Here is a 20,826-nt window from a genome sequence, read left to right as displayed (position 1 = left end):
GAAACCCCGGCGTTTTTTCTTTATCTTTGGCTATATTAAAGAAGAGTGTTGATTTATATCCCTGTTGATTGGAGCGGAAGGCACGAAGACTCCTGTGGGAGTATGGTTCAGGGGAGACCCCGCAGGCGCAAGCGCCGAGGAGGCTCGCCGAAACACCCACGGAAAGCGCAGTGCCTGGAGCGGAAATCAACAGGCAAATTTTGCAGAGCCTATTCTTTAAATAAATCATTTTCACTTAGCTGCAGAGATTTTTGCTGAATAACAATTTGAAAATAAGCACTCATTCCAGAAGGCAAAATTAAACTTCGGATGGCTCGATTTCGCTTACTTACCACTGAGAACGGATTAGGGTCGTAATGATTTTCTAAATCCTTAAGAATGCCAGCTTTTAATAAGAATTCATCCTGTCTTAACTTGGATAACAGCTTCAGATTCACATGCTCACCTTTTCGAATAAGTGAATCAAAATGGATGTGGGTAGTTATGTCCATTTCCCCTGGATTCAGTAACACATCATCAATCATCTGATGTTGATAATAGCCTCGTAAACTGCCCCTCGCCCTTTGTGGCTCCATCCATTCGACATTTAAATAGCCATAATCAGCGGTAACGACCAGTCCCTTAAGTAAAGTCTTTGAAATTTCCTTTAGCATATTCTCCATTATTAATGGAACTTCTAGCCGTTGGTTTTCATTTAGCTTCAGTTGATTGTCCTCTAAAAAAGCATAAATGGCTGCATTGGATAATGGGACCCTTTTCTCGAACAACCTTTCATTTTGACAGCCAATCATCACCTCAAATAGTTCCCCATTAACTTTTTCAATTACATGGACAGGAAGTGCATCAAAAAGTTCATTCGAAAAGACCATTCCTTCAAAGGCCTCTAGTTCATTAAGATTTTCTACTTGGATAATGGAAAAATCTTTGCTTAGGAGTTCCCTCTGTAATTTGCGATGGTAGGTGCTACTTTCCACAATAATATACTCGATTGGTGTTTGGATGGATTTGTTCCATTCCTCTAAAAAAGCCCTAGCAAAACGCCCATTACCAGCACCAATTTCACAGAACACAGGGTTGAATTCATTCCTCTCACATACCTGAGAAAACCATTTAGCAATCAACCTTCCATATATATCAGAAATGTTACTTGTCGTTATGAAGTCTCCGTTCCGTCCAATTTTCTGTTTGTCTTTCATATAATAGCCGAATTCAGGATGGTAAAGGGCAGTTGAAATATAATCGGCATAGGAAATTAAATTCATTGGTGCTGTTGAAATTAATTGTTGTAAATAGCTAATCATAAAGACTCCTTTTAGGTTAACACTATTGACATAGTGTTAAAGTTATTATATTGTAAGATTAGTAGCTTAACAATATCCCCTCCCGTTATATGAATAGAACATCCCCCAGAAAAACCCTTCTCCTTCGAGAAGGGTTTTTCTTTGTTCTCTCCACTTTCTAACTAAAAACCATTCAAAAAAGGGTTACTATCCATTTCTTCTATAATAGTTGTTACAGGTCCATGACCAGACAGAACATACGTGTCTTCAGGTAAACTTAGCAGCTTGTCATGTATGCTTTTTAACAGCTGTGCTTGATTGCCTCCTGGAAGGTCTGTACGGCCGATACTTCCTTGGAATAAAGCATCACCCGAAATAACAAATCCTTCTTTTTCAAAAAAATAAGAAACACTTCCCGGTGAATGGCCAGGAGTATGAAAAATGACGAACTCAAAATTACCAATCTTCAGTGGCCCCTCATCCTTAATGAGGTGATCAGCAGGAGCTACTTTAATTGATTCAACCTGAATAAAAAACTGTGAACCATTTAATGTGGGATCACCGAGCCATTTTTCTTCCTGTTTATGTAGATAAACAGGAATATTGAATGCTTGTCTCACTTCATCTACAGCCCCTATATGATCAAAATGTGCATGCGTTAAAAGGATCGCACTAGGTTTCAGTTTTCTTTGGTTCAGTAAATGGATTAGTTTCTTTCCTTCACCACCTGGGTCAAAGATTAAGCATGACTTATCTGAATTTTCAACAATAGTACAGTTTGTTTGTATACTTCCTAAAGAAAGTTGTTGCCATTTCATTTCCAGTTCCTCCAATCAATACAATATAATTATTTTACACTATTTAATAAAGAGAGAAAAATTGCAGCAAACACATTGCTGTTTTTGCTCTCGACAAATGAAAGAAAAAAATATAAAATAGGAAACGAATGTATATAATATTGTTACATAATTTTCTTTAAAGTGTTAGGCACATTGCCTCATTATACCAAAAAGGGGGGACTTTTCATGGGTTTAGTTATTATTTTCGCTATCGTAACCCTGCTTGCTGCATATGGTGGATATAGCGCGCTAAAGAATAAAAATTTCTTAGGTGCATTTTGGGGGATCGCTTCTTTTCTTGTTTTCGGATGGTTCACAGTAATGACAGTATTACAACACGGTTTTCCTACTGGAACTCATTAAAAAACACTTAATGCCTTTTAAGGCCTGAAAAAAGACTGTCCATTGACAGTCTTTTTTTTATTCCTCATTTAGGAGGCTTGTAACCCGGTCTACTTTATATTCCATTGTTCGCTTCACATCTCTCCGATCATCAATGCGAATCGTTGTAGCCACCCTCTGGATCCCTTCTGCAAATGGAACCTCGTGCATGGCTTGGATTACTTCAAATAGAACAGGAAGTTCCCCCTCAATAATAGTATTCATCGGTGTAAGTTGAAAGCGGATTTTTCCAGCACTCTCATACTTCTTTAAAACCTTTTGTACACTTGCTACATATTTACTGACACTTGGAGTTTCCGTACCCAATGGAATCACTGTCACATCTACAATGGCCATGGACAAGCACCTTCTTTACCTAGAATTTATAACAACGTGATTTTATCATATTGCTTGAAAAAACAAAAAGAATGACTCTCGTGTGTCATTCTTTTATCAATTCATAGATTTCTTTTGTTTTTAAATCAATTATTTTCTCAAATCGATTCCCGTATAACAGGGCATTACCTGAAGGAGAAAAAAGAATGGGTTCATTATCAAGGTGCTCCATAATTAGTTCGCTCTTTTTCCTCTTAATATTATAAGAAACGAGCTTAAATCCCTCTGTATAGGAGTCAACCTCACCCGAGCTGAGAGGCTCAAAGGTTATAAATTGACCTCTATTCTTTGAGTAATCATAGAAAGGCACTAACCAATCTGAAAATTTAGTTAGCTGTGGGATTGAAAATGTAAAGCTCTCTTTCAATTCTTTATCAAAAAATGTATAAACTGCCACGGTTGAATCGTCTTTCTTAACAGAAACAGTCATTAGCAGATCTGGAAAAGTCGAAAATTGTATTACTTCTGGTAAAACTGTTTTTTCTTTTCCTGTTTCTATACTTCTTATAATAAGTGGAGCAAATAAGGAGGGAGTATTTTCATCCCAATTTAAATAAGCAACGTTCTTTTCGTCAATCCACTTAATAAAAGGCTGTGGTAAGGACAGCTCTACTGTTTTTAATTTACTCGTATCTAATAACGATAACTGAAACTTCCAATCCTCATCAAATTTTGTGACAAGAATTTGTGATTCATTAAATAAATTCCACTCAAAGTCTAATTCATAGGACGCAAATGACTGTTTCATTTGTTCACTACCATTTTTATCTATTATGGTCACCACCCCCTCGTATGAAGAAGGGGAGGAATGAATTAATATATTCTTCTTAGAAGGGCTTATTTTTACAGTAACGATAGGGTACTCACTTTTATAAATTAACTTGCTTTTCCCAGATAAAAGGTTATATCTATATACGCTTGATGTTTGCTCCAGATTCGTAATATAAAGAACCTCCGTGTCAGAAAGCCATCCACCAAGCATGAAAAACTCGCCTTCTGGTATCGAGATTGGTAATTTCCAATCAGCTTCCTCATAAGGAGTCGTTTCTTTTTGCGTCTCTTTTTTTACATTCGTTTTTTGTTTTGGTTGCTGTTTATCAGCACAGGCAGTTAATAGAAGGGTCAAGAAAATTAATAGTAACACGAAGAATGGATACTTGTTATTAATCAGATGGTTCAATTTAATTCTACTGCCCCCTCCCTTTATGCTTCTCTTATGTTAGTACGTTTTTTTCAGAAAAATGTTTCAGGTTTTCTACCTTATAAGACAAAATAGGAAAAAAGCCGTATACCCGGCTTTTTAAACGTATTGTCTTATTGATGATAATTTATTTTAATCAGTATGGAGAGATAAAACAAGTATATCGTGTCTATAAAAATGAAAAAGACAGAGCAGCTTTAAAAATTGCCTCTGATGGCTTTAGTATTTTTTGAAATTGCGATAGGGGAAGAGGATTGATCCCCTTTCCTAACTCCATAGTAAAACCTGGGCGTTTAAACTCTTGGATAAACCAATCCTTATACCCTGCATGACTATTAACATAACGTATGGCTTGGTATCCGCTTACTCTCTCAAACTCTTTGGCCAATTCTTCTGATACTGAAGGCTCAAGACCTTCATACCCCCAGTAAAATTCCTCTCCTTGTGTGTGGAAGGCAATTATATAATCAAAGGAGCTATTTTTTGCTAAATTCGCCATCGCAATCGCTTCAGGTTCAGTTAATGGTGAATGGCCTGGGAAATCCCTTGGAGCTGGGGATTTTGGTGTCTTATTTCTTTTACAAACGTCCCAATTAGCAGGAAACTGATTATTGAGGTCAATCCCTCTAATATTGGCCTTCCAATGAACGAATTCATCGCTTCCCTCATTCATTTGAATTACTTCCTCCCTCAACTCCCTAGGAGGCCCATTTAATACGAGGTCTACTCCATCAGGGTTGACCATAGGTACAATAGATAACTCTATTTCTTCATATGAATGAAAAGTCTTTTCTCCTCTTATCATAGATCCATTAGTTAAAGAGAGAAGATAATTATTGACTAAGCTCATTAAAACCATAGTTGTAATCCATTCATTAGCATGGAACGAGGCATTCATATGTATTTTCTTTTTACCCCGTCCTATTCTAATTTCATGAATTGAATTTCCAAGAACACTCTTACCTATTATATTAACTGAAATAAAAGGATAAGCCTTCTTAAGGGAATGAATTGTTTTTACAAGGCTGAGATAAGTACAAGCAGATTTCACTGTAGTAAATGGAGTAGTAATCCTCTCTGGTACATATATGGTCTCACCCATTTTTACACGTTCTGACTCCATACTTGGATTTAGGATGAGCAGTGCATCTACATGTAGATCGACAGCCGCTGCAATGTCCAATAAGGTATCCCCATCCTGTATTACATAGGGGATTAATATATATCCTGGTATTTTAACTTTTTCTCGCAATTTCAGGTTATTTGGACTTATATTAGGGTTGGAATCTTCAATGAGGCTGATCGGCACCTTAAACAAGCGACTAAAAAAGGATAATGTCTCTCCGGAGCGTATAGTTATTTCCATTCTTCCCCCTCCTCCCATCATAAATAAATATGTTGGATGACTGTAAGAAATGAATGTATAATAAGAAAAAGCCTGCATGATTGCAGGCTTTTCAAATGATTGTTTACTATTGGTTTAATTTATTCTTTATAAGCCATGCTGCCCCAAGGACTCCAGCATCATTTCCTAATGTTGCTAAAGACAAGGTTGTGGATTCTCTGACAGCCGAGAAAGCATATTTAACAAAGTATTCTTTTACCTTATTTAATAGAATGCTCCCAGCTTTTGAAACTCCACCGCCAAGGACAATCATACCTGGATTTAACGTATTGGCAATATTAGCGGCAACAAAGCCTAAGTGAAAGGACACCACATCCAAAACTTCAAGAGCTAATACATCCCCATTTTTGGCTGTATCGAACACATCTTTAGCTGTTATTTTTCCATTATTAATTAAAATATTCCTTAGTTCAGCCTTTGATTCGCTCTTATTTAACTCTTCCATCGCCAAGCGAACAATACCTGTAGCTGATGCGACTGTTTCAAGACACCCAGTCTTGCCACAATTACATGGTGCACCATCAAAAGGGATAGCAGTAATATGGCCAATTTCTCCAGCTGCACCGTTCACACCCTGAACGATGTTACCATTAGCAATAACGCCACCGCCAACACCTGTACCTAACGTAATGCAAACAAGGTCCTTAGCTCCATTTCCAGCACCCTTCCACATCTCACCCAAGGCTGCACAATTGGCATCATTTTCAATTGTAGCTGGAAGCATGGTAGCTGTTTCGAGACTTGCTTTTAATGGATAATTATCTCTCCAGCCTAAATTCACCACGTTTAAAATGATTCCATTCTCGTAGTCTACAGGCCCAGGCGCACCCATTCCAATTCCTATTAATTTGTCCTTCATCTCACCTAATTCCATTAATTTTTCATCAATGGCTTTTGAAATATTGAATGTAATATTTTGACCTTCATTCGTGTTATCTGTAGGTACTTCCCATTTTTCAACGATTTCTCCATCCATCGTGATAAAGGCAATTTTAGTAGTGGTTCCCCCTAAATCAACGCCTGCAATCCATTTCTCTGACAATGTATATTCACCTATCTTTGTTATTTTGATTTTTCTTTCTCTACTTGAATTTCGTGTCTTAAAATTAACAATGCCGTTTGGAACTCTCTTGTTTCTACTAACTGCGACTGATACAATTCCTTTAATTCCGACTCCATTAATTCAAGGTCTGCGACTCTATCTCCGACATAAATAATCGTTCCAAATTGCTTTAAGAATTGCTGAATTTCATAAATCGTTTTCATCATGATCCCCTTAATTTTAATATGGAGAGAATAATTAGTTTCACAACAAAAAGTATAACCTAAGCAAAATTCCACCTCAAGGCAATAATTTATTTATTCTATAAAAATCCTTCTTTATTAATACATGTCCAATTTATTGGCATTTCCATGATTATGTTGCCATATAACTGTAACAGGACAAACAAAGTGTTATTTTAACCACGGAAGGAAAAAAAAATGTGAAAAAAATTTATGTAATGGTTGGAATTTTAATCCTCGGTATCACTGCTTACGTTTACTTCCAAGTAAAAACACCTGTGGCAGAAGAAAGTATTACTTATTTCCCAATTGCTCCTAATGTTAACTTTACATCTGCCAAGACCTCTTTATCTCTAATTGAACCAAGTTCCCTGCTTTGGACGATAGATTCCACTCTTGATCGAAAAGCGTATTTAAGGCAGGATGCAGGGTTTTTATACTCCAATGGAAGGCTAATCGGTGAACTTGGCGATTGGAAACAAACTACCTCAAAGCTCTTACAAGAGAAGCGCATCCCTATTAAGGATTCTTCTCTTTTTCAAGCAATTACTTTTCACCAAGGAGAACTCCATGAAAATGACGGCTCAATATATAGTTCACAAGCATTATCAGATGATTATTTATACGTCATTCCCCAGGAAAACACTAATCGATCCTTCCACAGTCCTAAAACAAAAGAACAAACGAAGTGGAAACAAAATCTAGATGAACAAACAGAAAGAATGCTGCAATACAGCTGGAATAAAGGGATTAGGCACTATACTATTCATTTAAATGACTATCAAGCATTCCCATTCACTCTATTTAATGAAAGTGCAAAGTCTGGTTTATCAGGATTTTCAAAAGCAGTTTCTGATCGAATTGTTGGTCAATTATGGGAAGGCCTTTATAAAAATTACTTCCTTGGCATAAAAAAAGCCGATGGCACCATTATATCTCCGATCGGCAGTGCCCTCCCGCTTATTTTACTAGCAAAAAATAAATCACATATATTAGTTTTAACTGAGACAGTAAATGGTGAGCCTATTCTCCTTCGCCAGATGATTGAATAAGTTGATCAATTTCCCGAACTAAGGCCATATATTCCTTTTTATCCGGACTTAGTTTGGCTGCTCTTTCGGCATATTTTTTTCCTTGTATTAGGTCGTTTTCTTCTAAGTAAATAAGTGCCAGATTATAGTTGGCTTCTGGAAAGCCAGGTTCCAATTTTAAAGCCTTATGCAAATGTGTTCTTGCCTCTGTTAGCATGTTTTGCTTAATCTCCGTAAAGGATAACAGAAAGTAAATTTGAGCCGAAGGGTTCTCTGACCTCTCCTCGACACCCTTAAGAACCTCATATGCCTGCTTATAATTCTCATGGTTTATATATTCTTGAGCTAATATGAGATTTGAATTATCATCTTTTGATTTTAATGTATCACTAAAACCGAAATATAAAGAAATCGCAACCGCCAAAATGGATAGTATTAAAAAAAATACTTGTAATAGTGGTCTTTTTTTCTTTGGAAAATGCATTATTCCTGATGCCAAAAATCCTCCAATTAGTCCACCTAAATGTCCAGCATTATCTATTCCACTTTGTGAAAAACCAAATGCAATATTTACTAAAAAGATAGCGATCACGTAAGTGCCAAGTGTCCTTGCAAATAATTTCGGGTAGATGACACCGAAGTAAAGTAAGGCTCCAAAGCACCCCGCAATTGCTCCACTTGCTCCTACTGAAACGTTATCAACAAAAATAAAGCTAGCAATGAACCCTGTTATTCCCGAAAACAAGTAGATAAATACAAAACGGACACTACCGTACATTCTTTCAACTGCCGTACCTATGAAATATAAGGACAGAGTATTCATAGCTAAATGGGTAAATCCACTATGAAGAAACACTGGTGTAAGAAAACGCCACCATTCACCATCTTGAATGTATGGATTAAACTTAGCTCCATACTTAATCAAATTCTGGTTATTCGTACTTCCACCATGTGTCTCTAACCAGAAAAAAACGGCAATTTGAATGATCATAAATACATAGGTAAAAAACGGTTTACCACTCGTAAATACAGCTCTTTCAGAGTTCGCTTTTTTTATTGCATATTCTAAAGCGGAATTCTGTAAATGGGTAACATCCTGTTCCGAGTATTCATCGTTAATTGAAAAAGTAATATCCTTTCCATACCGCTCTGAAAGAAATCGCAAACCTTCATCATAATTCTTGCTGGTTAACAAAACCGAGTTCACAATCGTTTTCTTTCCTTCTGGATAAACAAATGGCTTAGCCAGTCGATACTCATATTCATCAACAGGTGGAAATTGACTGACATATATATTTAATAAATTTAGTTCCCCACGACGGACCTGTCTACGGACTCTCTCCCCATTAGATGTGCAAAACTCAATATCTTTTTGTATGGAGTTGCTCCAGTCAATGTCTCGACGAAGCAAACGAACAATTGGAGCCCCCTTACTTTCAAGTTTTTCTAACCAAAGCTCTTTTTGATTATCAAATAATTGAATAATTCTATAGCCCTGCTCAGATATGAAAAAATATGCCAACCTCCAAAAAACATAGTCCTCTCTATAATTCAACTTCCCCCCTACTTTCTATATAAGAATAAGTCGCAGTTAGAGACATTTTAATTCATTTTTTCCTCATTACTTTCATTATAAACGAATAAACCAAGTCACCATAATTAAACAAACAAAAAAAACCATCTGTGGCTTTTCACCGTTCAGATGGTCCTCCAAATACCGATTGCATCATTTTATTTTTTACACCAGGAAAGCTCATGATGGAACCAACAGCTAACCTACGCATCCAACCGGAACCAAGTAGAATATTGATTAATCGATATCTATATCGATAGGCAAAATATCCAATTGAGCCAATCATCAAAATGGATGTTAACATACGTGACATTCTCATCCCTCCTGTTGTTATTTTGTGATAATGGTTTGCATATTATCCAAAAATCATAAAATAAAGACTGACCTTTTGCAGTCAGCCTCTCATTGTCTTACTATATATTCTTAAATACAGGTTCCATTGTATTCTTTAGAACATTAACTGAGTTTGTAAACTTTTCTTTTTCATCCTCACTTAAATCGAGCTCAACGACTTCTCTTATCCCGTTTCGATTCACAACGGCAGGAACCCCAATATAAATATCATTTTGTCCATATTCTCCATCGAGGTATGCGGATACTGTAAGAACAGAGTTTTCGTTTCGTAAGATTGCCTTGGTCAATCGAACTAAGCCCATGGCAATTCCATAATACGTGGCACCCTTTCTTTCGATGATATGATAGGCCGCATCACGAACATTTAGGAAGAGTTGATTTAAATCATCTTGAATGAATCCGGCTTTATTTTTTGTCCATTCAGAAATAGAAGTACCAGCTATATCAGCATGGCTCCAAACAGGAAGTTCAGTATCACCATGTTCACCAATAATATAGGCGTGAACATTTCGGGTATCTACATCGAAGTAGTCGCCCAGTAAGAATCGGAATCTTGCTGTATCAAGGATTGTCCCTGAGCCAATGACGCGTTCTTTTGGAAGTCCTGAGAATTTCCAGACCGCATAGGTTAGAATATCAACTGGGTTTGTAGCAACTACAAATATTCCATCAAAACCACTCGCCATAATTTGTTCAACAATGCCTTTAAATATTTTAGTGTTCTTTTCAACTAAGTCAAGTCGTGTTTCTCCTGGTTTTTGGTTGGCCCCTGCTGTAATGACAACAAGATCTGCGTCCCCACAATCCTTGTAATCTCCATACCAAATTTTTGTACGAGATGGAGCGAATGGAAGTCCATGATTTAAGTCCATTGCATCTCCTTCTGCTTTTTCTTTATTTAAGTCAATTAAGACAAGTTCCTCAGTTATACCTTGATTTAATAATGCAAATGCATAGCTAGAACCAACAAATCCTGTACCAATTAATGCTACTCTATTCACTCGATTTAACATGGCTCATTCCTCCAATAGGTAGTTTAAGGTGGGTTCATCAAATCTCATTTATATCTTACCTACAATTAGATTGTACACTATTTCACAATCTTTCATTACTATAAAATCTTCATGAAACCGTTATCTATTAGTCAATTTTGTTACAAGTGGTTTTTTGTTTATTAACTTGTTAATTGAATGACTAAAATTGCTAAAATTGCAGAAAGGACGCCTGAAAGAAAATTTACCATATCATTATCTACTAATGGAAAACCCTTTATTCTAGTTGTTACTATTTGACAATGTTCTTTTTTCTCAGTTTCTATCCCACATTTTTTACAAACATATACCTGCTGGTAAAAAGCCCCTATAATCGTATCAATAACATTACCTATATATCCAAATAAAAAAATGAGAACAGCTAATCTAAAACTTATCGTAAAAAGCCAATAACTAAAGATAGAAATAAGAAGCGAGCCAGCTAGTGCTGCTGTGCTGCCTAACATACTTATTGCACCTGAGGTCCCCTTCTCAATCCGCTTAAATGTACGTATGTATATAGGGTGCTTACGGCTAAGGCTACCAATTTCAGAAGCCCATGTATCTGAATTTGCACTTGCGAGACAAACAACAAATCCTATTAACCAAATAAAATCAGGATGATAGTAATGAACAATACTAAAAAATCCAGCTGCTCCTCCATTAGCAAACACTTGCCGCCAATCCCTTGTTGCACCTTTTGCCAATTTTTCTTCAATACTATTCTTTGCGGAGCTCTTATATTTAGACCATAGGCTTGAAGAAGCAAAGAAGACACCAAGAAGGACCAATCCGTTTATTCCAAAACCCAAATATACAGCAAGCCCAGTTATTATAGCTGCAAGGGCACCTGATACGGTCAACGATTTAAGTGAATAGCCTGCTAGTCCTGTCAATAGAATACCCATAAAAACCATTAAAACTTCGATCATTTTGTATAAATAACCTCAACATTTGTAATAATTTTTGATACAGGTAAATCATACGTTTCAACTTGGAATTGCTCAACTATTTGATCTTTAAAGGCAAGTGAGAGTGTTTTCCCTGAATAAGCGGTTAAATACCGATCATAATATCCACCGCCGAATCCTACACGAAATCCTGTCTTCGTATATGCAAGGCCTGGTACAATTAAAAGATCGATATCATCTGCTTCGACCTTAGCAGTTTGGTCTTCAATTGGTTCATATAGACCATAAAACACGGACTCAAGCTGGGAAAATTCCTTTAACGTTCGAAATACTAATTTCTTTTCCTTTGGGTTACACTTTGGTACTACCACTTGTTTACCTTGTTCCCATGCTTTACGAATAATTTGATATGTATCAACTTCAGGACGCTTTGATATGGTGATTCCAATGACATTTGCTTGTTTCCAGTCATGATCATCAAACAACCGAGTTGCTATTTTATAGGAGTAATCTTCATAGAGAGGTCTTGTCAGTTCTGAGAGAGAATCTTTTATTATTTTGCGTAGTGAATGTTTATCATTCATTGGATTGAAACCTCCATACATAACTTTTGGACAACAAAAAAAGCAGCAGGAAGCCCTACTGCTTATTTTGTTTCACGGTGTGCTGTTGTACGCTTTTCTCTTGGGCAATATTTCTTAAGCTCAAGGCGGTCTGGGTTGTTACGTTTATTTTTTGTTGAAATATAGTTACGGTCTCCACACTCAGTGCAAGCTAACGTAATATTTACACGCATGTCAATTTCCCTCCAAACGATTAAGCTAGTTCGTTCATACGACTTTTCTATAATATCATTTTTCAAAAGGAAATGCTAGTGTATATTTTTTATTAGAGCATCTTCCATTGCAATTAATTCATTTTTGTTCGATCCATTAATACTCCAAGTCATCATTTTGCCTGTTTCATGTGGTTTAATTGCCATTTTTAAAGCAAACACACTTGCTGCAGGACCATTAGCCAATGGCTGGTATTTCAAAGTCCCGGTTGAAAGTGAGCTCCAAATTTGGTCTGTATAGACATTCCAAAGAGGCATAGCCGTATATTCTGTTAATCCTATCCTTTGGTAATGAGCATTAACTAAATAAACCTGTTTATTAGTATGATGAAAAATGCGATTATCTAAGGGAGAAACAAAGGTTAAATTATCTTTTCCAACATTTGAAAAATGGTGCATTGCTAGCACTTTAATCGCTTTCTCCTGATTGCCGTGATTACTTACGTAAATACTGGACATTCGAATTTTAGAATGTACTTGTTCCTGTTTTACTCTGATAGTCATCTCTTCATCATAAATGACCTTTTCCGTACAGTCCTGTAGCCAATAGTACTTCCCATTTACCCATAGACCCGGAATAAATAGTAATGATTCAGATGACTGTTGATGGTCGGAAGTCTGTTCAATATTGTGTTTTTCAATTAAATTCATCATCGCTTACACCTTATTTACGAATTATTTGTTTTCCCTGTCCTTCTTCCTCACTCTTGTTAATGCGCTCACTTAACAATAAATCTTCCATTACTCTACTTGTTTCTGAGGCAATTCGTTTCCAACCATACAAGCTCTTTACAATTTGCCGTCCCATTTCTCCAATTTCTTGAGCTTTCTTAGGGTTATTATGTAAAAAGTTAATTTGCTCCAGTAAGCTTCGTGCATCTCCTGGTACCATCAATAACCCTGTTTGGAGGTGCTTAACTATTCCTTTCATGCCTCCGGTATTGGAAACAATCGTTGGTTTACCGAATGTCATTGTTTCCAATGCAACAATACCAAAAGGTTCGTATAAACTTGGTATCACCGCCAACTCACTTTCTTGAATCAAGACATTCCTTTGTTCATCTGTAATGAAGCCAATAAAATGGACATGACTCTCTAACTGCCGGGTTGAAATATGCTGACGATATGTCTCAAGCATTGGCCCCTTTCCAGCAATAATAAATCGATAATCTAATCCTTCATCTTTGGCAATTGCGGCTGCCTCAATAATGGTTTCAAAACCCTTTTCCTTTACAATTCTCCCTAAGGAAAATATATATTTTTCGTTCTTTAGTTCCGGAAAAATCTCATTAAAGGCTTGTTTTGGTTCCACTAACTCAATCCCATTTGGAATAACCGCTAGATTCACAGATGTTTCTTTAAAAATAGAAAGGAGTTCATCCTTCATGTATTCACTGCAAACAATAATTTGATCAGATTCAGAAATTAGCTGTTGTTCCTTCTCATGTATAAATTGCTGCATTTCATTGTAAATCCCATTATTTCTACCATGCTCAGTCGCGTGAATGGTAGTTAATAATGGGACACCAAGTGTATCCTTTAAAACAATAGCAGCTGCCCCAACAAGCCAATCATGTGCATGAAGTAAATCAAATGTAATCTCTTCTGATAATCTTTCAGCCTTGAAGGCCATAGCCAAATTTAAGCCGCCTATCCAGGAAAAAAAATGCTCATCACGATTATTAATGGGTTGAACTCGGTGTACATGCACACCACTCATGTTTTCAAACTCAGGAAGTTGGTCCGTTCCAGCAGTTAATACATGGACTTCATGACCAAGTCCGGCCAATTCAGCGGATAAACCAGCTACATGCCTCGAAAGTCCGCCAACAATATTCGGTGGATACTCCCAGCACAACATTAAGATTTTTAATTGCCAATTATTTGCGGGCTTATTAGCCTCATCTTGTTGAGAAAATGTCTTATTCATTTTTCTCCTCCAAGTTGTTTGTTGTTTCAACATAATAGCTATACGTACTTACATGTTCCGTCCACTTTGGCGGTTTCTCTTCATATTCTTGAACCTTCAAGAAAAGGTCAGAATTCCCTTCATACCCAATCGCTATCTGGGAATGAGGGGTTTGAATGCAATTAGACCGAAGAAGAGGGAAAAAGTTTTGATTTGAAAAATAAATTCCTAATTCTGCAACAAAATTCCTATTGGGTATTAGGCCTTTTATTATCCAATGTCCACTTTGATAAGAAACGGGTATTTCATAAAAATGGTGTGCATTTTTTCCATTAAACGTAATATCTGTTACGTCATACACACGGATAACCGTTACGAGCTCCTCAAACCTCTTCTTGAAAAATAGTTCAATTATTTTCTTCGGTAATTCGGAAACTTCCCAGAAAAGAATAATTTTTCGAGGGGAAACAAGTTTTGCCTTCAATTCACCCTTAAGAGGAATTTGATCAGGTGCAATTTGGCTATTAGCGGACTTCTTACCAGTGGTTTTTTGGACATTTGAATTTATTTCATCCGAGTGATCTATCCATTTATTCCATCTATATTGAACTTTACCAACCGTCGTATTAAGTACTGAAGCAATTCTTCGAAACGATAGCCCGTCCCCTCGTAATTTAATTATTTCCTCAATCATGTTTTGTCCTCCATTTCTGCAAACAATCATTATATGCATATAAATCCATATTATTCTTATTATTTATTATTTATTATTTAATGTTATCATCAGATTAATAGGCACACAATAAACGCAATTTGTCGTATCTTGCTTCCTTTTCGACAAAACTCTACTTTATGAATAGGCTATATTAAACTTGCCTGTTGATTTCCGCTCCAGGCGCTTCGCTTTCCGTGGGTGTTTCGGCGAGCCTCCTCGGCGAAAAGCGCCTGCGGGGTCTCCCCTGAACCATACTCCCACAGGAGTCTTCGCGCCTTCCACTCCAATCAACAGGGTGTAAAAAATCAACATTGTTCTTTAATACAGATTGTGAATAAAAAAAAGACGAAGCACTCATTCTCTGCTTCATCTTTAATTCATATTATATTTTGTTAGGCGTTCAAATCAATTCGTTTTCCCGTTACTAAATAGATTACATTCTCCGCAATGTTTGTGGAATGATCAGCTATTCTTTCAATAAATCTACACACGAATGCTAATTGGATGATTTGGTTTGTAGAATTAGGATTTTTTGGAATGTAACCTAAAAGCTCCTGAATCAGGCTTCCAAACATTTTATCTACTTGATCATCTCTTTCAGCACAACTTTTAGCAAGAGTAATATCCTCTGAATAAAATGCTTTGATAGAATCAGATACCATATCTAAAGCCATTTCCATCATATTTGGAATATCAACCATTTCTTTTATATGTTTTTCATTTCCGATATGAACCGCAGATTTAGCAATGTTCACAGCCATGTCCGCCATCCGCTCCACCTCGGATGATACTTTTAAGGCTACATTGATTTGTCTTAGATCTGTTGCTACAGGTGATTCTCTAGCAATTAATAATAAAGCCTTATCATTGATTTCATGCTCTAAATCATCAATTTCATTATCGCCATCAATTACAAGCTTAGCCTTTTCCATATCTTGGTTAATTAGGGCAATCATCGCTTCCTTAATGGCAAACTCAGCTTTATTAGCCATTTGTAATAGCAATTCTTTCAACTGCTTTAAATTATTATCAAAATTCGACCTTGTACTCAATTTAGTCACCTCATCATCCGAATCTTCCTGTAATATAGCCTTCCGTTCGTGAATCTTTTGGATTTGAAAAAATAGCAGAAGTGGAATCTAATTCGATTAATTCCCCCATTAAAAAGAAAGCTGTTTTATCTGATACCCGTGCAGCTTGCTGCATGTTATGGGTAACAATAACAATGGTATATTTTTCTTTCAACTCTAAAATTAATTCCTCAATTTTCAAAGTAGAGATGGGATCGAGGGCAGAAGTCGGCTCATCCATTAACAAAACCTCAGGTTTAGTCGCGAGCGCCCTTGCTATACATAACCTTTGCTGTTGCCCACCTGAAAGTCCTAAAGCAGGTGCATGTAAACGATCCTTAACTTCATCCCATAGTGCCACGTCCATTAACGATTTTGTGACAAGTTCGTCCAAATGAACCTTTTTCTTAATTCCATGAATTCTTGGACCATAGGCAATATTATCATAAATCGATTGTGGGAATGGATTACCCTTTTGAAAGACCATGCCAACATGCCTACGCAGTTCAACAAGGTCCATTTTCGCATCTAATATATTTTGACCATCATAATTAATTTCACCGGTCATTTTTACATTTGGGACCATATTGATCATCAAATTTAGGGTTTTAATAAATGTTGATTTCCCACAACCAGATGGACCGATAATAGCTGTTACTTCTTTTTTATTAATAGGAAAATTGATATTCTTTAAGGCAAGATGCTCTCCATACCATAAGTTAAGATCTTTCACATTAAAAACTTCTCTAGTCAATGTTGGGATTGCCACACCGATTCCTCCTTATCCAAACCTACCAGAAATATATTCTTCGGTCTTTTTAACAGATGGATTAGTAAAGATTGTTTCCGTGTTGTCATATTCAACCAAATCGCCGTTTAAAAAGAAGGCAGTTTTGTCTGAAATACGAGATGCTTGCTGCATATTATGGGTGACAATAATAATTGAATAATCCTTCTTTAAATCAACAATCAAATCTTCAACTTTAGCATTTGATATCGGGTCTAGAGCAGAAGACGGTTCATCCAGAAGCATAATAGTCGGTTTCATCGCAATTGTTCTTGCGATACAAAGACGTTGCTGCTGTCCTCCAGAAAGCGAGAGTGCCGATTTATGGAGCCGATCCTTTACTTCGTCCCATAGCGCTGCTTTGTGAAGACTTTCCTCCACAATTTCATCTAGGACTTTTTTATTTTTTATCCCAGCAAACTTAAGGGCATGGGTAATATTTTCGTATATCGATTTAGGAAAGGGATTTGGCTTTTGAAAAACCATCCCAATTTCCTTACGTAAAGCTACAACATTGATGTCATCAGACAAAATATTGACATCTTCATAAAGGATTTCACCTTCTGCCCTTGCTCCCGGAATTAAGTCATTCATCCGATTAATACTTCTCAGGAAAGTTGATTTACCACATCCTGAAGGACCAATAAGCGCTGTTACGCCATTTTTTTCAATGTCCATTGATATTCCATTAACTGCACGCTTTTCCCCGTAGAATATCTGCAAATGATTGACCTTCAAAATATGTTCCTTTACCATATGGCTGTTTGACTGAACAGCTTGTTTTGTTGAGTTCTTTTCCTTAAAAGCTGTAACCATCATGTATCCCGCCCTTTATTTAGTTGCTGTGATTTTCTTGTGAATCAAACTACCAATCCACCGGGCTAATAAATTAAATATTAGTACGGATATAACTAGAACTGCAGCAGATCCATTTGAAACTTCCTCAACGTCTGGAATTAACCCTTGAGTATTAACTGACCAAATGTGAACAGCCAGTGTTTCCGCAGGACGGAAAATATTTAATGGCGATTGCGCTGAAAATGGATTCCAATTCGCATAATCTAATCTTGGTGTAGAAAGGCCTGCCGTAAATAACAACGCCGCTGCTTCACCAAACACACGACCCGAAGCAAGAATGGCTCCAGTTAAAATAGACGGGAAAGCACTTGGTAATAAAACTGTTTTAATTGTATACCAATGAGTAATTCCTAGGGCAAGGCTCGCTTCTTTTAAATCGCGAGGAACTGATCGAAGAGCATCCTCACTAACCCTAACTATTACAGGTAAATTAAAAACAGTAAGTGCCAACGCACCACCCAGGATGGTATAGCCCCAGCCTGTAACATTTACAAACATTAATAAACCAAACATCCCGATGACGATAGATGGCAGTGATGCCAACACCTCAATACATGAACGAATAATGTCAGTAATTTTCCCTGGTTTTGCATATTCAGCCATATAAATACCACCGCCCACTCCAAGTGGAACAGCAATTAACATGGTAATAAACAAGATATAAAAAGAATTAAAAAGTTGATCACGTATACCTCCGCCCGCACGTACGTTGCTAGATGGAGTTGTTAAGAAATCTATTGAAATATGCTTAAGACCATTAACCAAAATATAATAAAATAGACCGACTAATATAGAAACGATAATAATAGCAATTGCAATAAAGACTCCCGTTGCAATACGATCCGCAGTTTTGCTGTTCATTACATTTTCCTCCTAGAAGAGAGATAGCGAATAAGGAGAATAAACGCAAAAGACATGATTAATAAAATCAATCCCATTGACCAAAGAGTATTATTTTCAACACTTCCATAGGTTGTATGTCCCATATTGAGTGTAATAATCGTTGTTAAAGTTGCTGATGCATCTAATATGCTTGATGGTAAGTCTCTTACGTTACCAATAACCATTTGAACAGCTAGTGCTTCCCCAAAGGCTCTGGCCATACCTAGCACGATTGCCGTTAAAAGAGTGGGTAATGCTGCTGGTAGTAATACTTTACGAATAGTCTGCCAACGTGTGGCACCTAACGCATAGGAACCTTCACGAAGATTTTTTGGTATAGAACTCATTGCGTCTGTCGCAATGGTCGTTACGGTTGGCAAAATCATAATTGAAAGCACAATCGTTCCAGATAATAAACTAAAGCCGAGTCCGCCCACATTTTCCCTTATAAAAGGAACTAACACGGTAAGTCCGATGAATCCATAAACAACGGAGGGAATTCCCACCAATAACTCAATGACTGGCTGTAAAATTTTCCTTCCCCAAGAGGGTGCAATTTCGGTCATAAAAATAGCACCGCCAATGCCTAATGGTGCAGCAACTAGCGCCGAAAGGAAAGTAACGGCAAAGGAGCCGAAGATAAATGGTAAGGCGCCATACCCCGGATTTGCTTTATTTGTAGGGTTCCAATTCGAACTGGTGATAAACTCAATCACACTGACACCATTTTTAATAAAAGATTGTAGCCCTTTTGTGCCTAAGAAAATGGTGATTGAAATGGTTGCTGAGATCATAATTACAGCACATAGTATGACAATAACCTTGCCTCGCAGTTCCCCAGACATTAAACTCTTTTTTGATTTTAACAATCTCTCACTTGCAGGAATTGTTTTTTCCATATAAATCCAAACACCCCTATGAATACGTCATAAGAGGGTAAATGCATCCTGCATTTACCCTTTACTTTTAAAAGTTTTACTGCTTATAGGTTTTTCTGATTTCCTTCTGCATCACGTTCAACCTTCATTTTTGTAACAGGAAGGTATCCTTGTTCTTTTAACAGATTGTTTTGAATATCATCTGACATTAAATAGTCAAGGAACGCTTTTGCAAGGCCATCAGGCTCACCTTTCGTATATGAGTGTTCATATGCCCAGATTGGGAATTTACCAGATTGAACGTTCTCATCAGTAGGTTTTACTCCGTCAATTGAAAGTGGTGTAACTTTATCATCAGTGAAATATGAGAATGCAAGATATCCAACTGCTCCATCTGTTTCATTGATAATTTTCTTAACTGTGTTTGATGAATCTTCAGTGATTCCTTCAGCTGGTGTTGCACCATCTAAACCAAATTTATTGAATACTGCACGAGTACCAGATGAATCAGGACGGTTTACTAAAACGATTTTTTGATCCTTACCGCCAACTTCTTTCCAGTTCGTCACTTTTCCAGTAAAGACTTTAATTAAATCTTCTTTTGAAATATCTTTAATACCTGCATTAGGGTTAACAGCAGCAGTGATTCCAACTACAGCTACTTTATGATCAACAAGCTGGTCAGCAGGAATACCTTCTTTTTCTTCAGCAAAAACGTCAGAGTTACCAATTTGCACAGAACCTTCAGCTACTTGTGATAAACCTGTACCAGATCCACCAGCATTTACTTGAATATCTACATTTGGATTGTCTGCCATAAATTCTTCTGCTGCAGCTGCAACTAATGGCTGCATCGCAGATGAACCAGAAATGACTAATGAGCCAGAAAGTTCTTTATTTCCACCATCAGCTGTTCCATCTTTTTTATCAGTATCAGCTCCGCCTCCACAAGCAGCCATCATTACCATTACTGCTGCTAGAATCGAAAATAAGCTTAATTTTTTCAGGCTTTTCATTTCTTAATTCCCCCTAAGAATTTTCGTATTAATGTTTGTCTTCCTTACATGTTTAAGAATAAACCTTCACTGTAAACCGTGTTTTAATTAATTGTAAAGGTTTTGTAAATCTATGTAGAGCTTTTGTAAATTCACTATCTAATTAAGTCCCCTTCTATACAGATACTTTGTTATGTAATGTTATCATGCT

24 protein-coding genes are annotated in these 20,826 nt (G+C 36.9%); 2 read left to right on the top strand and 22 right to left on the bottom strand.

The window, feature by feature from the left end:
* Nucleotides 1-209: 209 nt before the first annotated feature.
* Nucleotides 210-1,301 (bottom strand): class I SAM-dependent methyltransferase, encoded by a 1,092-nt coding sequence (locus RCG25_RS08250; protein ID WP_308083187.1) that lies wholly within the window; start codon nucleotides 1,299-1,301, stop codon nucleotides 210-212.
* Between the two features lie 161 nt (nucleotides 1,302-1,462).
* Nucleotides 1,463-2,098, bottom strand: a complete 636-nt coding sequence (locus tag RCG25_RS08245; RefSeq protein ID WP_308083186.1) for an MBL fold metallo-hydrolase — start codon at nucleotides 2,096-2,098, stop codon at nucleotides 1,463-1,465.
* 207 nt (nucleotides 2,099-2,305) lie between these two features.
* Here RCG25_RS08245 and RCG25_RS08240 point away from each other — a divergent pair, with 207 nt between their 5' ends.
* Nucleotides 2,306-2,482, top strand: a complete 177-nt coding sequence (locus tag RCG25_RS08240; RefSeq protein ID WP_308083184.1) for a DUF2759 domain-containing protein — start codon at nucleotides 2,306-2,308, stop codon at nucleotides 2,480-2,482.
* Nucleotides 2,483-2,539: 57 nt separating this feature from the next.
* On the opposite strand, the gene RCG25_RS08235 is transcribed toward RCG25_RS08240, so the two are convergent.
* The 5 genes from RCG25_RS08235 to RCG25_RS08215 form a co-directional block, all read right to left on the bottom strand.
* The gene (locus RCG25_RS08235; RefSeq protein WP_308083183.1) at nucleotides 2,540-2,857 is read right to left on the bottom strand and encodes an MTH1187 family thiamine-binding protein; all 318 of its coding nucleotides are present in this window, start codon (nucleotides 2,855-2,857) and stop codon (nucleotides 2,540-2,542) included.
* Between the two features lie 85 nt (nucleotides 2,858-2,942).
* Nucleotides 2,943-4,076 carry a YqgU-like beta propeller domain-containing protein gene (locus RCG25_RS08230; RefSeq protein WP_308083182.1) on the bottom strand — a complete coding sequence of 378 codons (1,134 nt, stop codon included), beginning with the start codon at nucleotides 4,074-4,076 and terminating at the stop codon, nucleotides 2,943-2,945.
* Nucleotides 4,077-4,266: 190 nt separating this feature from the next.
* Nucleotides 4,267-5,463, bottom strand: coding sequence for a M14 family metallopeptidase (locus RCG25_RS08225; protein WP_308083181.1), 1,197 nt, complete (start codon nucleotides 5,461-5,463; stop codon nucleotides 4,267-4,269).
* A gap of 106 nt (nucleotides 5,464-5,569) precedes the next feature.
* Nucleotides 5,570-6,544 carry an ROK family glucokinase gene (locus RCG25_RS08220; RefSeq protein WP_308083180.1) on the bottom strand — a complete coding sequence of 325 codons (975 nt, stop codon included), beginning with the start codon at nucleotides 6,542-6,544 and terminating at the stop codon, nucleotides 5,570-5,572.
* Between the two features lie 20 nt (nucleotides 6,545-6,564).
* Complete coding sequence (locus RCG25_RS08215; RefSeq protein WP_308084127.1) at nucleotides 6,565-6,768, bottom strand: YqgQ family protein; 204 nt, start codon at nucleotides 6,766-6,768, stop codon at nucleotides 6,565-6,567.
* 218 nt (nucleotides 6,769-6,986) lie between these two features.
* On the opposite strand from RCG25_RS08215, the gene RCG25_RS08210 reads away from it, so the two are divergent.
* Nucleotides 6,987-7,838: a hypothetical protein gene (locus RCG25_RS08210; protein WP_308083179.1), complete on the top strand. Its 852-nt coding sequence runs from the start codon at nucleotides 6,987-6,989 to the stop codon at nucleotides 7,836-7,838.
* On the opposite strand, the gene RCG25_RS08205 is transcribed toward RCG25_RS08210, so the two are convergent.
* The 15 genes from RCG25_RS08205 to RCG25_RS08135 form a co-directional block, all read right to left on the bottom strand.
* Nucleotides 7,810-9,372, bottom strand: a complete 1,563-nt coding sequence (locus RCG25_RS08205; RefSeq protein WP_308083178.1) for a rhomboid family intramembrane serine protease — start codon at nucleotides 9,370-9,372, stop codon at nucleotides 7,810-7,812. The genes RCG25_RS08210 and RCG25_RS08205 overlap by 29 nt on opposite strands.
* Before the next feature lie 136 nt (nucleotides 9,373-9,508).
* Nucleotides 9,509-9,703, bottom strand: a complete 195-nt coding sequence (locus RCG25_RS08200) for a hypothetical protein (RefSeq protein WP_308083177.1) — start codon at nucleotides 9,701-9,703, stop codon at nucleotides 9,509-9,511.
* Between the two features lie 100 nt (nucleotides 9,704-9,803).
* Nucleotides 9,804-10,757 (bottom strand): L-lactate dehydrogenase, encoded by a 954-nt coding sequence (locus RCG25_RS08195; protein ID WP_308083176.1) that lies wholly within the window; start codon nucleotides 10,755-10,757, stop codon nucleotides 9,804-9,806.
* 161 nt (nucleotides 10,758-10,918) lie between these two features.
* Nucleotides 10,919-11,707, bottom strand: coding sequence for a DUF92 domain-containing protein (locus tag RCG25_RS08190; protein ID WP_308083175.1), 789 nt, complete (start codon nucleotides 11,705-11,707; stop codon nucleotides 10,919-10,921).
* Nucleotides 11,704-12,270, bottom strand: a complete 567-nt coding sequence (locus RCG25_RS08185) for a 5-formyltetrahydrofolate cyclo-ligase (RefSeq protein WP_308083174.1) — start codon at nucleotides 12,268-12,270, stop codon at nucleotides 11,704-11,706. Before RCG25_RS08185 ends, RCG25_RS08190 begins: the two co-directional genes overlap by 4 nt.
* A 62-nt stretch (nucleotides 12,271-12,332) precedes the next feature.
* On the bottom strand, nucleotides 12,333-12,482 hold the full coding sequence (gene rpmG / locus RCG25_RS08180) for a 50S ribosomal protein L33 (protein WP_015594975.1): 150 nt from the start codon (nucleotides 12,480-12,482) through the stop codon (nucleotides 12,333-12,335).
* A gap of 75 nt (nucleotides 12,483-12,557) precedes the next feature.
* On the bottom strand, nucleotides 12,558-13,175 hold the full coding sequence (locus RCG25_RS08175; protein WP_308083172.1) for a hypothetical protein: 618 nt from the start codon (nucleotides 13,173-13,175) through the stop codon (nucleotides 12,558-12,560).
* Between the two features lie 10 nt (nucleotides 13,176-13,185).
* Nucleotides 13,186-14,451, bottom strand: a complete 1,266-nt coding sequence (locus RCG25_RS08170; protein ID WP_308083171.1) for a glycosyltransferase family 4 protein — start codon at nucleotides 14,449-14,451, stop codon at nucleotides 13,186-13,188.
* The gene (locus tag RCG25_RS08165; RefSeq protein WP_308083170.1) at nucleotides 14,444-15,124 is read right to left on the bottom strand and encodes a DUF4912 domain-containing protein; all 681 of its coding nucleotides are present in this window, start codon (nucleotides 15,122-15,124) and stop codon (nucleotides 14,444-14,446) included. Before RCG25_RS08165 ends, RCG25_RS08170 begins: the two co-directional genes overlap by 8 nt.
* A 413-nt stretch (nucleotides 15,125-15,537) precedes the next feature.
* On the bottom strand, nucleotides 15,538-16,206 hold the full coding sequence (gene phoU / locus RCG25_RS08160; protein ID WP_308083168.1) for a phosphate signaling complex protein PhoU: 669 nt from the start codon (nucleotides 16,204-16,206) through the stop codon (nucleotides 15,538-15,540).
* Nucleotides 16,207-16,210: 4 nt separating this feature from the next.
* Nucleotides 16,211-16,990 carry a phosphate ABC transporter ATP-binding protein PstB gene (pstB, locus tag RCG25_RS08155; protein ID WP_374121065.1) on the bottom strand — a complete coding sequence of 260 codons (780 nt, stop codon included), beginning with the start codon at nucleotides 16,988-16,990 and terminating at the stop codon, nucleotides 16,211-16,213.
* 6 nt (nucleotides 16,991-16,996) lie between these two features.
* Nucleotides 16,997-17,758, bottom strand: a complete 762-nt coding sequence (gene pstB, locus RCG25_RS08150; protein ID WP_308084126.1) for a phosphate ABC transporter ATP-binding protein PstB — start codon at nucleotides 17,756-17,758, stop codon at nucleotides 16,997-16,999.
* Between the two features lie 75 nt (nucleotides 17,759-17,833).
* Entirely contained in the window at nucleotides 17,834-18,721 is an 888-nt protein-coding gene (gene pstA, locus RCG25_RS08145; RefSeq protein ID WP_308083166.1) for a phosphate ABC transporter permease PstA, read from the bottom strand.
* Nucleotides 18,721-19,641, bottom strand: coding sequence for a phosphate ABC transporter permease subunit PstC (pstC, locus tag RCG25_RS08140; RefSeq protein ID WP_308083165.1), 921 nt, complete (start codon nucleotides 19,639-19,641; stop codon nucleotides 18,721-18,723). Before pstC ends, pstA begins: the two co-directional genes overlap by 1 nt.
* Nucleotides 19,642-19,724: 83 nt before the next feature.
* The gene (locus RCG25_RS08135; protein WP_308083164.1) at nucleotides 19,725-20,636 is read right to left on the bottom strand and encodes a phosphate ABC transporter substrate-binding protein; all 912 of its coding nucleotides are present in this window, start codon (nucleotides 20,634-20,636) and stop codon (nucleotides 19,725-19,727) included.
* Nucleotides 20,637-20,826: the final 190 nt, after the last annotated feature.

It is taken from the genome of Neobacillus sp. PS2-9 (genome assembly GCF_030915525.1).
In the GTDB taxonomy this organism is placed as follows: Bacteria; Bacillota; Bacilli; order Bacillales; family Cytobacillaceae; genus Neobacillus.
The sequence above is the reverse complement of the archived record's forward strand: the minus strand, read 5'-3'. Positions and strand labels throughout refer to the sequence as shown.

What these genes read in the sequence shown, in the direction of transcription:
- RCG25_RS08245 (WP_308083186.1), bottom strand. Translation starts at nt 2,098, where the DNA reads ATGAAATGGCAACAACTTTCTTTAGGAAGTATACAAACAAACTGTACT.
- pstB (WP_308084126.1), bottom strand. Translation starts at nt 17,758, where the DNA reads ATGGTAAAGGAACATATTTTGAAGGTCAATCATTTGCAGATATTCTAC.
- RCG25_RS08185 (WP_308083174.1), bottom strand. Translation starts at nt 12,270, where the DNA reads ATGAATGATAAACATTCACTACGCAAAATAATAAAAGATTCTCTCTCA.
- RCG25_RS08195 (WP_308083176.1), bottom strand. Translation starts at nt 10,757, where the DNA reads ATGTTAAATCGAGTGAATAGAGTAGCATTAATTGGTACAGGATTTGTT.
- RCG25_RS08240 (WP_308083184.1), top strand. Translation starts at nt 2,306, where the DNA reads ATGGGTTTAGTTATTATTTTCGCTATCGTAACCCTGCTTGCTGCATAT.
- pstA (WP_308083166.1), bottom strand. Translation starts at nt 18,721, where the DNA reads ATGAACAGCAAAACTGCGGATCGTATTGCAACGGGAGTCTTTATTGCA.
- RCG25_RS08165 (WP_308083170.1), bottom strand. Translation starts at nt 15,124, where the DNA reads ATGATTGAGGAAATAATTAAATTACGAGGGGACGGGCTATCGTTTCGA.
- RCG25_RS08190 (WP_308083175.1), bottom strand. Translation starts at nt 11,707, where the DNA reads ATGATCGAAGTTTTAATGGTTTTTATGGGTATTCTATTGACAGGACTA.
- rpmG (WP_015594975.1), bottom strand. Translation starts at nt 12,482, where the DNA reads ATGCGTGTAAATATTACGTTAGCTTGCACTGAGTGTGGAGACCGTAAC.
- RCG25_RS08135 (WP_308083164.1), bottom strand. Translation starts at nt 20,636, where the DNA reads ATGAAAAGCCTGAAAAAATTAAGCTTATTTTCGATTCTAGCAGCAGTA.
- RCG25_RS08170 (WP_308083171.1), bottom strand. Translation starts at nt 14,451, where the DNA reads ATGAATAAGACATTTTCTCAACAAGATGAGGCTAATAAGCCCGCAAAT.
- RCG25_RS08225 (WP_308083181.1), bottom strand. Translation starts at nt 5,463, where the DNA reads ATGGAAATAACTATACGCTCCGGAGAGACATTATCCTTTTTTAGTCGC.
- RCG25_RS08235 (WP_308083183.1), bottom strand. Translation starts at nt 2,857, where the DNA reads ATGGCCATTGTAGATGTGACAGTGATTCCATTGGGTACGGAAACTCCA.
- RCG25_RS08250 (WP_308083187.1), bottom strand. Translation starts at nt 1,301, where the DNA reads ATGATTAGCTATTTACAACAATTAATTTCAACAGCACCAATGAATTTA.
- RCG25_RS08175 (WP_308083172.1), bottom strand. Translation starts at nt 13,175, where the DNA reads ATGATGAATTTAATTGAAAAACACAATATTGAACAGACTTCCGACCAT.
- pstC (WP_308083165.1), bottom strand. Translation starts at nt 19,641, where the DNA reads ATGGAAAAAACAATTCCTGCAAGTGAGAGATTGTTAAAATCAAAAAAG.
- RCG25_RS08215 (WP_308084127.1), bottom strand. Translation starts at nt 6,768, where the DNA reads ATGAAAACGATTTATGAAATTCAGCAATTCTTAAAGCAATTTGGAACG.
- RCG25_RS08200 (WP_308083177.1), bottom strand. Translation starts at nt 9,703, where the DNA reads ATGTCACGTATGTTAACATCCATTTTGATGATTGGCTCAATTGGATAT.